The organism is Actinoplanes sp. NPDC051411 (assembly GCF_040682075.1).
GTDB lineage: Bacteria > Actinomycetota > Actinomycetes > Mycobacteriales > Micromonosporaceae > Actinoplanes.
Genome location: NZ_JBFBAD010000035.1, coordinates 1 through 13137, shown reverse-complemented (window position 1 = coordinate 13137; position 13137 = coordinate 1). Strand labels below are relative to the sequence as shown.

Genomic DNA, 13137 nt, shown 5'->3' with positions numbered 1-13137 from the left:
ACCCGAACAGGTGAGTTTGTAGCCCGGCCCGTGCGCCGGCACTCGCTCCTAACGGAATCTAGGCCATTTATCCGTGATAAGTTTGCGGAATGCCGGAGGAGAGCACCCCGCGAGCCTGGGTTCTGCCGGACGAGCCGACCCCGATTCGCCTGATGAGCACCGTCTGGGCCGACACCGCCGGCATCCATGACGACCTCGGGTCGGCGGCCGACCTCGAACAGTGGCTGGATGCGGTGGGCGCGCCACGCGCCGGCGCGCGCGCCACCGATGAGGATCTGGCCGCGGCGGTCCGATTTCGCGACGCGGTCCGCCGGCTGGCCGCCCACGCGACCGGTGACCAGCGGATCGGGGCCCGGTCGGCGATCGCCGATCTCGACGAGGCCGTCTCCGCACTGAACGCGGCGGCCGCCTCCCAGCCCGCCCCTCGGATCGCCCTCCGCGGCGACGGCTTCGCGCGGGTCGAGCCCGAGCCCGGATCCGGCGTGAGTGCCGGCCTGGCCGCGGTCGCCGACGAGACGATCACGCTTCTCACCGAGGGCGCGAGCGGGCTGCGCGCCTGTTACGCCCCCGGCTGCGTTCTGTATTTCGTGAAGAGCCATCCCCGGCGCGAGTGGTGCTCGGTCGCCTGTGGCAACCGCGCCCGCGCCGTCCGGCACTACGACAAGGTCCGCGTCCGGCGAGGCGACGCGTAACCCGTGCCGCTGCCGCCCACGGGCCGGCCGGAGTCAGCGCGACCGGACGCCGGCCGTCAGGAAGGACGGCCCGGGCGGTGGCGCCGATAGTGGCGGGCGACCCGGGCCCGGTTCCCGCACGCCGGCGAGCACCACTCCCGGCGCCCGTGGTCCTTGGCGAAGAAGAGCAGGCAGTTCGGTGCCAGGCAGGGACGCAGCGACTCACGCGCGGGGCCGGTGAACAGTTCGACGCCCTGATGGGCGATCAGCGCCACGGCGAGCCCGGCCGGGCCGGTTGTCCGGTGGAGGCGGGCCGGCTGCCCACCGTCCGGCCAGACGAGCTCGGGCCGGGTCTGCGCGAGCGCGTTGAGCGTGGCGATCGCCTCGGGCCGGGTCAGTTCGGGCGCGGTGACCGGCGGCCGGGGATCGGCGGTTGCTTCGGCGGCCAGCCGGCGTAGCGCGTCACGCAGCTCGCGCAACGGCCCGGCGGCCGGCCGCAGCGCCTCGCCGGCCGACCCGGGGGCCACTCCCGCCTCGGCCGCGATCCGGTCGGCGACCGCCCGCAGCCAGGCCGCCGCCTCGTCGTCGTCGGCCAGCGCGTCGTGGATGGCGTCGCCGGTGACGGTGAGGGTGTTCATCAGCTCGACCGGGAGCGCCTCCCCTAGCAGGGTCGCGCTGGTGGTGACCGCCTCGCCGCTCATACCGACCACGATAACGAGGCTAATGGATGACGACAAGGAAACCATTTGACACCGCGGCTTCGGGGCGCCATAGTGGCTAATGGAAGATACGGTACTATCCATTAGGAAGAGGTCCAGGACATGGCGATCTTCAAGAAGGACACCGGCAACGCGGTGCCCACCCCACCACCCACCAGGCGGGCCACACTGATGGGACCGCCCGACGCGGGCACGGTCGTACCCCTGATGGGGGCGCCCGACGCCGGCGACGTCACCCCGCTGATGGGGCCGCCGGACGCCATCTGAACGACCGAACCCATCCACATCAACCCAGAAGAGGCGACAGGACCATGACGGAGACCACCGGCGAGCAGTACGACGCGATCGTGATCGGAACCAGTCAGGGCGGCCGTTTCCTGCCGCTCGAACTGGCCCAGGCGGGCAAGAGGGTGGCACTCGTCGAGCGCGACCAGCTCGGCGGTGCCTGCGTCAACACCGGGTGCACGCCGACCAAGACGATGGTCGCCAGCGCGCGACTGGCCTACCAGGCGCGCCGCGGCGCCGAGTACGGCGTGCGCACGGGTGCGGTGTCGGTGGACCTGGCCGCGGTGCGCGAGCGGAAGCGGGCGATGGTCGCCGGCGCGCGCGAAAACTACGCGAGCCGCCTGTCCCAGGACGGACTCGACCTGATCGCCGGCGAGGCCCACTTCACCGGGCCGAACACCGTCGAGGTCGCCCTCAAGGACGGCGGGACGCGGCAGCTCAGCGCGCCGGTCATCGTCCTCGACACGGGCGGCCGCTCCAAGCCGCTGGCGATCGCCGGCGCGGACGACGTCCCCGTGCTCTATTCGACGACCGTCATGGAGCTCGATCAGCAGCCGGAGCACCTGGTCATCCTCGGCGGCGGCTACATCGGCCTGGAGTTCGGGCAGATGTTCCGCCGCTTCGGCAGCGAGGTCACCATCATCCAGAGCGCCGCCCGCCTGCTCATGCAGGAGGACGAGGACGTCTCCGACGAGGTCGCCGCGATCCTGCGCGACGAGGGCATCACGATCCTGACCTCGGCGACGCCGGTCCGGGTCGAGCCGGCCGGCGACGGCGTACGGCTGACCGTGCGGACCGAGGACGGCGAGCGGCAGATCGAGGGCTCGCACCTGCTGTCGGCGATCGGCCGCGTCCCCAACACCGAGGCGCTCACCGTCGACGCGGCCGGCATCCGGCTCGACCACCAGGGCTTCGTCGAGGTCGACGAGCACCTCCAGACCAGCGTCCCCGGGGTCTACGCGATGGGCGACGTGCGGAGCGGGCCGGCCTTCACCCACGCCTCCTACGACGACTACCGCATCCTGCACGCGAACCTGATCGGCGGGCAGAAGGCGAGCACCCGCGACCGGGTCGTGCCGTACGCCGTCTTCATCGACCCGCAGCTCGGCCGGGTCGGCCTGAGCGAACGCGAGGCCCGGGCCCAGGGCCGGGCGATCCGGGTGGCGAAGCTGCCGATGGGCGCCGTCGTGCGGGCCATCGAGACCGGAGAGACGCGCGGCTTCATGAAGGCCGTCATCGACGCCGACAGCGGCCAGATCCTCGGCGCTGCCGTCCTCGGCCTCGAGGGTGGCGAGATCATGAGCATCATCCAGGTCGCCATGCTCGGCAAGCTGACCTACACCGCGATGGCCGACGCGATCTTCACCCACCCGCTGCTGGCCGAGGGCCTCAACAGCCTCTTCGGCTCGTTCTAGGCCCGACCGGGCCCTTGCCCGCGCGGGCAGGGGCTTTTGGTCACGCCGGGACGTTCCACTTCTGATTGGCGGCGCCCGTGCAGGTCCAGAGCTGCACCGTGGTGAAATCGGCGGACGTGTTTCCGGTCAGGTCGAGACATTTATCGGCCTGCGGATTCACCAGGTCACGAGCACTGGTATAGACCCATTGCTGCGCGGCGGTGTCATTGCAGTCGTAGATCTGAACCCGGGTGCCGTTCGTCGTGCCGCTGCCGGCGACGTCCATGCATTTTCCGCCGGTGCGAATGCTGCCGTCGGCCGCCATTGTCCACTGCTGGGTCGAGGAGCCGACGCAGGAGTAGAGGTCGATCGCCGTACCGTTGGCGGTGGCGCCGCCGGCGGCGCCGATGCACTTTCCGGCCAGCCCGGTGATCGGCCCGGTCCGGCCCGCCGGAGGCGGGGTGGTTCCGCCGCCGTCGCCGCCGCCGACAAACTGCCAGGTCACATTCAGTACGCCCGGGGTCGTCGCCGGATCGGTCGAGGCGAACTGGCCGAACGCCGCCTGGCTGAGGTCGATGTGCGTGGCGTCGCAGGACGGGCACTTGTCCTTGACCGGCACCGTGATGGTCCGGCCGTTGTAGGTCACCTGCACCGAGACGCCGGTGCAGAGCGGGTCGGCATTCGGGTTGGCCGTGGTGAACCACTGATAGGACACGGCGACCAGCATCTCGGTCGCGGCGTTGATCGGGGTGCCGCAGGCACCGAACCCGGCGTCGTTGTAATAGGTCGCGATGCCGACCTGATTTTGACCGAACGGAATAGCGGCCGCGGCAGCGCCGGCAAAAGCCAGAACTGCCGTCATGCCCGCGGCGACGGCGAGGGCAGCCTTTCGCACGGAAAGCAAGGGGGCTCCTTCTTGGTATAGATGGCCAAGAATATGTAAAGAGCCTATACCGTTTTCTCACCGAGGGTCAACGAGGGCGTGCGATCGGTGACGGACATCGAACAACCCCGGCCGGCAGTTTCGGTGCTTACTCCCCGGCCAGTGCCCTGGCCGTCGGCCAGACCATGCGGAACGTGTACGGATCACCGTTCACCGGGATCCCCGGCGGGCGGCAGGGACACCGTTCGGCCTGCCTGGCCCCGCGCGCCCGGTAGAAGGCCTGGGCCGCCGTGTTCTGCTCCAGCACCCAGAGGTAGACCTCCTCGCGGTCGGCACCGGCCAGTACGGCCCGGCCGCCCTCGCGAACCAGGGTGGTCCCGAGGCCGGTGCGGTGGAGATCGGCCCGCACGTGCAGGTTGTCGATCAGGCTGCCCCAGCGCGGATCGTCGTCGAACACGACGTGGATGAAGCCGGCCAGCCCCCAGGCGTCCTCGGCCAGCAGGGTCGCGCCGGGACCGGGATCAGCCAGGCGCCCGGCCCAGACCCGCAGCCGATCGGCCTCGACGTCCCCGTCGAGGAACGAGTCGGCGTACGCACCCCGGTAGTGCCGCCGCCAGCTGTCAGCGTGGAGGAGCGCAATCGAATCGGCATCGTCCGGCCCGGCTTCCCGCAGTGCATAAGTCCCCATGCTCCCAATCTGCCCGGTCCGGCCGGACGACGGGAAGCACTGCCCGGCTAACGGAATCCTCGGGTGGACTTGAGCCCGAAGACCGGAACATGAGCCGAAAATCGCCGGGAAAACTGTTATCGCCCATAGGTCTTTAGAAGCTTCTTAAGGGCTTAGGAGCACACCCGGAAACGTGCCTACGCTGCTCGCCGTCTGGTCGCCTTTCTTCCGGTAGGAGCGTTCCGTGTCGTACACCCCGCCGCCCGATCCCGACGGCAGCCCGCCGGCGGGCCCGCGACCGAAGCGGGGTCGTGCCGTCCTCTGGGGCAGCCTGGCCGTCGCGGCGCTGGCGGTCACGACGGCCGTGATCCACCTGACCGGCGGCGGATCGGCCGCGCCCGCGCCGACCGCGAACGCGGCGCAGGCCGTGGCCGTCACGCCGCTCATGTCAGCCCCGGCATCGGGTCCGGCGAGCGGGAAGCCGCCGGCCAAGCCCACGAAAACCACCCGGACGACCACCCCGGCACCGCCGCCCACCGCGGGCTGGATCCCGGTCGACCAGGCGGCCTGGCAGAAGCAGGTGGCCGCCTACCAGGCGCGCAAGGTCGACCCGGTTCCGGCCGGCGTGGCCACCGTCCCGGAGTTCCGGGCCGACTGCACCTACAGCCACCGGCTGGCCGACGACCCGATCGTCCTCCCCGGGCTGCCCGGCGCCTCCCACATGCACTCGTTCTTCGGCAACAAGGCGGTCGACGCCGACACCACGGCCGGTGACCTGACCAGGTTCACCGCCACCACCTGCAAGCCGGTGCTCGACCACTCGTCGTACTGGGTGCCGACGCTCTACGACGCCGCCACCGGGAAGCCCGTCGAGCCGACCGGATTCCGGGTCTACTACCGCTCGATCCGCAACAACTCGACCGGCGTGATGCCGATCCCGACCGGCCTGCGCATGATCGCCGGCGACGCGAAGAAGAAGGTGCCGACGCCGCGCGGCGCGCAGGGGCAGTTCTACTGCGCCTTCTACGGCCCGGGCGACCTCGACGGCGTCGCGCGCAGCGGGAACGGCAACTGGCCGGTCTGCGACCCCAAGAGCTACGCCACGCTGCACTACATGCTGCAGTTCCCGGACTGCTGGGACGGCAAGCACCTGGACAGCCCCGACCACAAGGCGCACGTCGCGTACGGCACCGACCGGGGCTGCCCGGCCGGCCACCCGGTGCGGATCCCGTCGCTCACCTTCGACATCACGTACGGCGTGAAGGGCAGCTCGCAGGGCTACTACCTATCGTCCGACCCGGCCGGCCGTACGGCGTCCTCGATGCACGGCGACGCGTTCCTGATGTGGGATGCCGACGCGATGAACAAGCGCACCGAGGACTGCGTCCGGCAGCGCCGCCAGTGCGACGACGACGGCTACGAACACTAGGCCCAGGTTGCGGTTCGGGTGCTTTTCGGTTCCCGGACGCAGGATGAGGGCCGAGCGTCCGATGGGAACCGGCCGTGACGGTCGACGCGGGCAGAAGAAGGTTGGTCCTGAGTGCGTACGTGCTCGTGGCGACCGTCGGCGCGATCATCACCGTGCTGCTCCCGCCCACGCTGCGCCCGTTCGGCTACCTGCTGGTCGGCGCCAGCTCGCTCGTCCCGTCGTGGGTCGGGCTGCGGCCGGTTCCCGGACGGGACCGGGTCGCCCCGGTCCTCGTCTTCGGCGGGCTGCTGGTGATCAACGTGGGCAGCCTGTTCGGGGCCGTCCAGATCGACTTCACCGCCAGCCGAAGTCAGGCCAGCCTGCTGTTCATCATGGGCGGGGCGCTCGGGTTGCTGCTGGCCGCGCTGCGACTGGTGTGGATGCGGGGGCGCGGCGACATCGGCGGCGTGCTCGACGCCGCGGTCATCGGGATCGGCCTGGTCGGTCTGCTCTGGACCCTGGTGCTGCACAGGGCGCTGGTGGCGACCGGACTTCCGGCCGGCCAGCAGGCGGCGACGCTGTTCATGCTGCTGTGCCTGACGGGCTCGCTCGGCGCGCTCATCCGGGTCGAGCTGATCAGCGAGCGGCCGGTCGTCGCGCTGCGGGCGTTCATCGTCATCCTCGTGCTGTCGCTGATCGCCAACCTGGGCCAGACCCTCGCGCACACCACGACCGTCCTGGTGCGGCCGGCGTGGTCGGACGCGGTCTACCTGATCGCGTACGCCGTGACCGGCGCCGCGGTCGCCGACCCGTCGATCGACGCCGCGCTGCGGTCCGGGCCACCGGTCCGGGACCGGCTCACCACCGCCCGCCTGATCTTCCTCGGCGCCGCCATCGGGATCACGCCGATCGCCGCCGCGGTCGAGCAGCTGACCGGCCAGACCGTCGACATGGTCCTGCTGGCGATCGAGACGTCGGTGGTCCTGCCCCTGGTCATGGTCCGGATCGGTGCCCTGTCGTCCCAGCGCGAACGCGCCGAGCGGGCCTTCGCCCACCAGGCCGCCCACGACGCCCTGACCGGCCTGCCCAACCGGTCCCAGCTGCTGGACCGGCTGGAAACCACGCTGGCCGACCCGGCCGCCACCCCCACGGTCCTGTTCTGCGACCTCGACGGCTTCAAGTCGGTCAACGACCGCCTGGGCCACCAGGCCGGCGACAGCCTGCTCCAGCAGGTCTCGGCCCGCCTGCTCGCCTGCATCCGCCCCACCGACACCGTGGCCCGCTACGGCGGCGACGAGTTCGTCATCCTGTGCCCGGACGGCGCCGACGGCCTGCCCGACCGCATCGAGCGCGCCTTGGACGAGCCCTTCCTGGTCGCCGGCGAGGCGGCCACGGTCGGCGTCAGCGTCGGCGTGGTGCGGGCAACCCCGGGCATGGACGCCGATACGGTCCTGCGTCACGCCGACGACGCGATGTACGCCGCCAAGTCGGCCCGCCGCGAGCCGGCGCCCCTGTGCTGACGGCGGACCGCCGGCACCGGACCGCCGGCATCGGGGCGCCCGCGGTCAGCCGACCTCGAAGGTGATGCCGGCCGGCGCCGACAGCGTGCCGTCGTTGTATTCGGCCTGGACCTGCACCGTGCCCGTCCCACTGAGGGCCGGCCTGTACTCCAGATCGGTGACGCCGCCGCTGTTCGGATCGACCGGGGTGACGTGCTCCGGGCCGCCGTCGACGCTCCAGTGGTAGGCGACGGTGACCGGCGACAGATCGTTCAGCACCGAGAAGAATCCCCACTCGCCGGCCCCGTCACCGAATTCGGCGAACACCTCGATCCGGGGGTCGAGCGACGTGTATTCGTAGTCGCGGGCATCGGACACCACACCGGCGGCATCGACGCTGGACACCGTCAGGCTGTGCTGGCCGGTGTCCGGGATGACGGTGATCGAGGCCGTGCCGTCCGGGCCGGCCGCCACCGGATGCGGGCCGTCCCCATCCACTGTGTACTGGTAGCTCACGACGTTCGGCACCTTCGGCGTGAAGGTGAAGGTCGTCGGCTCGGTCGCGACGGGCTGCGTCTGACCGTACGCCGAGACCACGCTGACCTGCGGCATGTCGGTGACGGTGACGGTCGCCGTGACCGCCTTCGACCGGGTGCCCCCGGCCAGCACGGTCTGCGCGGTGAACAGGGCGTCACCGGCATGCGACGGCGTTACCTGAACGGTCACGGCCGCACCGCTGACCGACTGCTGCGGCCCGCCGTCGAAGCTGTAGACGAACCCGGTGGCCTGGCTGGCGCCGTTCGACAGCGTGACCGCCACCGGCTCGCCGACCTCATGGGTGCCGGCCGCCGGCTCGATGCCCGGACGCGGATCCTGAATCCTGACCCACTCGTCGTACCGGGCCGACTGCGCACCGGCCGCGGTCACCGACTGGACGAACAGCTCGTACTTGGCCGAGACGTCGGCGGGAGGCGTCCAGGAAACCTTCGCCGTCCCGTCGTGCCGGGCACGGACCTCCTGCGCACCACCGTCGTTGATCCACCAGTAGTACTTCACGACTCCGCGGGCATGCGGCGTGAACGTGAACGTGCCGGTGGTCCCCACGAGCGGCGTCACGTCCGGGTTCAGAAACTCGTCCGACGACACCCCCGGAACGTCGCTGACGTCAACGGTCTGCGTCGACTCCCCGACCAGCCGCCTGCCGGCATACGCCCGGGCGGTCACGTCGGCCGGCCCCGCCGCGGGAAAGACGATGTTCCCCGCCGCGGCTCCGTCCTTGGCCGGCACCGCGGCCGCGCGCCCGCCGGCCACCGCGTAGTCGAACGACGTGACGCCGGCCGCCTCCGACGTCAGCGAGATCCGGCTGGGCAGCCCGACCCCGGCGACGGCAACGGAAAACGACGGCGGCTCCGAGGCCGCCCGTGGCGCGCCCAACGCCGCCTCACTGGACCCGGCCAGAGCCAACACGCCGGCGAACACAGCGCCGGCCACTTTGCTGAGATGGTGCACGAATCTCTCCCCGTTTCCCCGCCCGGGCAGGGGCGCCCAGGCGAAGGGCGACGGAGCCTAACACCCTCCAAACCGGGCCCACACCACGGCTCTGGGCCTAACCCCGGAGAAAAGCGCCCGATTCGACGACGTCGAACACCAGGCTGGCGGCATTCGCGGCGGCGAGCTGCTGAGCGTCCGGGTTCTTGCCGAACCCCCAGTCGCAGATTCCCTTCACCACGATGCATTCGACGAACTCGCGTACGGTGGCCGCGCGCACCGCCGCGCCCTCCATCTCGCCGCCCTCGGCGTCCGGAAAGGACGCCTTCATCCAGGCGCGAAGCGAGGCCGAGTCGACCAGTACGTCCCACGAGAGCAACAGGCCGCGCCAGACCTTGAACGCCGCCGGGTCCTCCGCGGCGACGAACCGCTCGAACAGGCGATGCCCCGCGGCGACCACCTCTCCCCGCTGGCGAACCTCGGTCTCGCCCACCCGCATGTTGAGCGTCTGGAGCCGCAGACCGACGATGACGTCGCCGAGGCTCTGCTTCTCCTCCCGCAGCCCGAAGCAGATACCGAGCATGATCACGAACTGCGGCTTCCAGTTGGCGATCAGCTCCGGCAGGCTGTAGGCGGTCGACACCGGACTGGTCACCCCCGGCCCCACCCGGGCCAGGAGCACGTCGGCACCCCCGATCACCCCGAGCCGGAACACCGGATGGCCGGCCGAGTAGTCCACCGCGTCGCGGGTTGCTCGCGCCCGGCGGAGCGCGGCCTCCAACTCGACGTCCGTCGCGACCAGGAGCAGCACCCGGTCGCGGCCGAGGGCGGCCGCCATCAGGGCCGCATGGGCCTCCTGGCGCGTACGCAGGTACCGCACGAAATAGCGCGCGCAGGCCACCGCCATGAGAAGTGTCGTGGGGAGCGTGACGACGGCGACCAGCAGGCCGGTCAGACGCGCGTAGCCCGTTCCCGGCACCAGATCCGGCGGGTTCTGAAACAGCACCCGATAGCCGATCCACTCGAACGCCGTCGACCACGAAGCCGGCCGGTTGCCGCAACGAGAGCCACAGGCGGCGCTTTCCCAGCCCGCCACCAGATAGGACGCCGACGCGAGCAGCAACGCCATGACGGCCAGATAGACGAAAAAGAAAGCTCCGCTTTCCACCACACGATGCGTACGCGGCGGAAGCCGACGGGGAAGACGCACACTGACCTCCGGCTCTTCGTGCTCCACGGGAAGCGCGTCGGCCCATTTCGCAACAACGGCCCGCATGTGCCGGGTGGTGATGCCCTTACGCGGGCAGGCCAGCGCGACGTCCGGGCCGGCCAGTGCGTTCAGCCGCGCCGCGACCTCGTTGAGCAGCAGCGCCGGCCGGCTGCCGTCCTCGTGATGGCACAGCACCATGGCCCACTGCTCGTACGGAAGCTGCTCGGCGGCCACCTGATCGGGCCGGGGAGCCTCCCGGACCAGTGACCGCAGCCCCCGTACCGCCGGCGTGACCTGGTCGGTCAGAACTCCCAGCACGTAGACCAGCAGCAGAACCGAGAGATAGACAGCCGGTGGCTGCCCGAACACCCGGCACAGCACTGCGACGACCACCGCGGCGACAAAGAAGACCGCAAGCCCGGCCACCATCACAACGACGTACCACTGACGGTCGACCCAGCGCAGCGGCCCGAACCCGGGCCCCCGATCGGCCGGCCGCCGCAGCACCGCGAACGAGCCCACGCCCCGCCAGATCAGCCGCCCGTCCCGCTCCGCCCGGTAGATCTGCACCGAAACCGGCGCCCGCCCCCGAAAGAGCCCTTCCCGCCGGGGCCGCAGCAGGTCGACCGCATCCCTGCCGCACTCCGCTCCCCGCACAGCCCGAGCCGCTGCCCAACAGCCCCGAACCCCCACCCCCACAGCCCACAACGTACCCGCCGCCACCACGGGCGAGGAGCTGGCCGAGTGGGATGACCGTCCCGGCACGACAGGCCAGACGGGTCGGAACTCGGATCCCTTTTCAGCCTGTTTCGGCCTCCCCCGAACCTTCTGGCAAGTGACTTCCGTCGATGCGATGCTGCTCGAAGCCAAGCAATAGAACGGAGGAGAAATGGTTCGAAGATTCGCGAGTTTTCCGCGTCGGGCCGCGGTCGTCGCCATCGCGTTTTTGACGTTCGGCGGGATTGCCACCGTGTCGGCCGCGCCGGCCCAAGCCGACAAGATCGACAAGTGGTCCTCGTGGTGGCAGCCCTGCAAGAAAATGTGTCTGTATTACAGCCAAGGCCTGAAGGGCGGATGCTGGTCGTCCAACAACGTCTACGACGGTGAAGACCTCAGCTCCGAGCTGTTCGACGCGTGCTCGGGCACGGGAAGCGCCGGGGTGAATCAAGGCGTTGCCGGCAATGCGGCATCCATGGGCAACGGCACTACGAACTGCAACGTGACCGCGTGGTACTACCCGGGTTGGATCGGGTACAGCGACGCCGACGAGAACTGGCTGCATCCCGGCTGGGCGGGAAACCTGACCTCCCGACTCCGGAACAACGAATATTCGATCGAAATGGATAACTGTACGTGAAATCCGGGGTGTCGGCGTGATGCGATTCAAATGTGCGGTATTGATCGTTGCCATGCTGGTGGTCGGTGGTTGCGGCGGACATCGCACAGATCCGCCGGCACCCGTCCCGGTTCCGATCGCGACCGGCATGGCCTCTCTGCACTATCCTCTGGACGGCTATCGGTTGAGCGCGCGCCAGCAGTCGGAGGAGGACTATCTCTACTTGAGGCTCGAGCGCGAGTGCATGCGCCGACTCGGATTCGACTTCCTGTCCGACCTGACCAGCCAGATCGACAAGCGGGTCGCGACCAAGGACGAGATAGCGTCCCGTCGCTATGGAATCACTGATCTCTCGGTCGCCCGGACGGCGGGTTACGGCCTGTCGGCAGCCGCCGCCGGTTCACATGAACCCCAATCACGCGACGATTTACCGCCGGCCGAGCGAGCCGTACTGATCGGCACGGCGAAAAACGGTCCCATCGGAGGCTGCGCCGGGGAGGCCAGCCGTCAGCTCGACCTGGACCATAAAACGCCGGCAAATGCGCGAACGGTCAACGATATGACCGCGGAAGCGTTTAAGCGAACACAGTCCGACCCTCGGGTGCAAGCGGTCTTCGCCACCTGGTCACATTGCATGTCGGCCATGGGGTTCACGTACGCCAATCCCATCGTGGCCGCCGGAGACCCGCGTTGGCACAAAGAATCCGCATCGCCGGGTGAGCTCGAACTCGCGACCGCAAAGGCCGACATCATGTGCAAGGTCAACACGAACCTGATCGGTGTCGAATATGCCGCGGAGGCGGATTGGCAGAACGTCGAGATCAGCCAGAACGCCGGCGCGTTGGAGAAAATCAGCCGATCAGTGGCCGCCCGAGGTGCGGAACTGGCAAAGCTGATGCACCAGATGCCGGCATGACACTCGCGGGTCGCCCCCGCCCCCCGCGCTCCTCTCGGTCAGGGAAACACCGGCGGCGCGAAACAAACCATGAACAGCAGCGCGGGCACGAGGTCGAGGCTGTTGGGGATGGTCCACCGCCGCGCTCCTCTCCGAAGGCGTCAGCACGCTGGCGCCCCGCCGGGAACCTACGACCGCGGAGTACGCGAAAGCCCTCCACCCGGAAGGGCGAAGGGCTTTCGACGTGCACCTTCTTTGTAGCGGGGACAGGATTTGAACCTGCGACCTCTGGGTTATGAGCCCAGCCTAGCGTTCATCGCATCCCGCACCCGATCGACGTTTCCGCAGGTCAGAGTTGATTTTTCGAGATACATCAGGGCGCTTCATGATGCCTCATCTTGGGCCGTGTGCGACCACAGTGCGACCACAACGATCTTGCCGATGTCGATTGAGCGATCTACGTCACGGGAATTGAAGGCCGTGGGGCCAAGAGATTTGGGGCTTTTTGAGGGGCGAAGTTCGCCTTCCAGGAGAGGGGTGACGTGGACGGTCTTGGAAGCGCAACGGGGCACTGGCGGGCGCTACGGGGCAGATTCAGACAGTCGAAGCATTTACCTCTACGAGTTCGGCGAATATCTCGGAGGGCTTCTTCCAATTATGGATCTTACGGGGCCGGTCATTG

Annotated in this window: 12 protein-coding genes and 1 tRNA gene; 7 read left to right on the top strand and 6 right to left on the bottom strand. The window is 69.5% G+C overall.

Going from position 1 to position 13137, the window contains the following annotated elements; genetic code table 11:
* The first annotated feature begins 89 nt into the window (after window positions 1-89).
* Window positions 90-692, top strand: a complete 603-nt coding sequence (locus tag AB0M88_RS20625; protein WP_364104263.1) for an ABATE domain-containing protein — start codon at window positions 90-92, stop codon at window positions 690-692.
* 56 nt (window positions 693-748) lie between these two features.
* On the opposite strand, the gene AB0M88_RS20620 is transcribed toward AB0M88_RS20625, so the two are convergent.
* Window positions 749-1372, bottom strand: coding sequence for an ABATE domain-containing protein (locus AB0M88_RS20620; protein WP_364104260.1), 624 nt, complete (start codon window positions 1370-1372; stop codon window positions 749-751).
* Between the two features lie 120 nt (window positions 1373-1492).
* Between AB0M88_RS20620 and AB0M88_RS20615 the strand changes: the two genes are divergently transcribed.
* Together AB0M88_RS20615 and AB0M88_RS20610 are read left to right on the top strand one after the other, a co-directional pair.
* Entirely contained in the window at window positions 1493-1657 is a 165-nt protein-coding gene (locus AB0M88_RS20615) for a hypothetical protein (protein ID WP_364104257.1), read from the top strand.
* A 44-nt stretch (window positions 1658-1701) separates the two neighbouring features.
* The gene (locus AB0M88_RS20610; protein WP_364104254.1) at window positions 1702-3090 is read left to right on the top strand and encodes a mercuric reductase; all 1389 of its coding nucleotides are present in this window, start codon (window positions 1702-1704) and stop codon (window positions 3088-3090) included.
* 40 nt (window positions 3091-3130) lie between these two features.
* Here the strand turns inward: AB0M88_RS20610 and AB0M88_RS20605 are convergent, their stop codons facing one another.
* Window positions 3131-3964, bottom strand: a complete 834-nt coding sequence (locus AB0M88_RS20605) for a cysteine/serine endopeptidase inhibitor (protein WP_364104251.1) — start codon at window positions 3962-3964, stop codon at window positions 3131-3133.
* Window positions 3965-4100: 136 nt separating this feature from the next.
* A complete protein-coding gene (locus AB0M88_RS20600) occupies window positions 4101-4640 on the bottom strand; it encodes a GNAT family N-acetyltransferase (protein WP_364104248.1) in 540 nt (179 codons plus the stop codon).
* Window positions 4641-4863: 223 nt separating this feature from the next.
* Here AB0M88_RS20600 and AB0M88_RS20595 point away from each other — a divergent pair, with 223 nt between their 5' ends.
* Window positions 4864-6048 carry a DUF1996 domain-containing protein gene (locus AB0M88_RS20595; protein WP_364104245.1) on the top strand — a complete coding sequence of 395 codons (1185 nt, stop codon included), beginning with the start codon at window positions 4864-4866 and terminating at the stop codon, window positions 6046-6048.
* A gap of 74 nt (window positions 6049-6122) precedes the next feature.
* On the top strand, window positions 6123-7547 hold the full coding sequence (locus AB0M88_RS20590; protein ID WP_364104242.1) for a GGDEF domain-containing protein: 1425 nt from the start codon (window positions 6123-6125) through the stop codon (window positions 7545-7547).
* Between the two features lie 45 nt (window positions 7548-7592).
* Here the strand turns inward: AB0M88_RS20590 and AB0M88_RS20585 are convergent, their stop codons facing one another.
* The gene (locus AB0M88_RS20585; RefSeq protein ID WP_364104239.1) at window positions 7593-9035 is read right to left on the bottom strand and encodes a hypothetical protein; all 1443 of its coding nucleotides are present in this window, start codon (window positions 9033-9035) and stop codon (window positions 7593-7595) included.
* Between the two features lie 97 nt (window positions 9036-9132).
* Window positions 9133-10794: a hypothetical protein gene (locus tag AB0M88_RS20580; RefSeq protein ID WP_364104236.1), complete on the bottom strand. Its 1662-nt coding sequence runs from the start codon at window positions 10792-10794 to the stop codon at window positions 9133-9135.
* 319 nt (window positions 10795-11113) lie between these two features.
* Here AB0M88_RS20580 and AB0M88_RS20575 point away from each other — a divergent pair, with 319 nt between their 5' ends.
* Both AB0M88_RS20575 and AB0M88_RS20570 read left to right on the top strand, forming a co-directional pair.
* On the top strand, window positions 11114-11581 hold the full coding sequence (locus AB0M88_RS20575; RefSeq protein ID WP_364104233.1) for a hypothetical protein: 468 nt from the start codon (window positions 11114-11116) through the stop codon (window positions 11579-11581).
* Window positions 11582-11597: 16 nt separating this feature from the next.
* A complete protein-coding gene (locus AB0M88_RS20570; RefSeq protein WP_364104230.1) occupies window positions 11598-12476 on the top strand; it encodes a hypothetical protein in 879 nt (292 codons plus the stop codon).
* A 238-nt stretch (window positions 12477-12714) separates the two neighbouring features.
* On the opposite strand, the gene AB0M88_RS20565 is transcribed toward AB0M88_RS20570, so the two are convergent.
* Window positions 12715-12782, bottom strand: a tRNA-Leu gene (locus AB0M88_RS20565).
* Window positions 12783-13137: the final 355 nt, after the last annotated feature.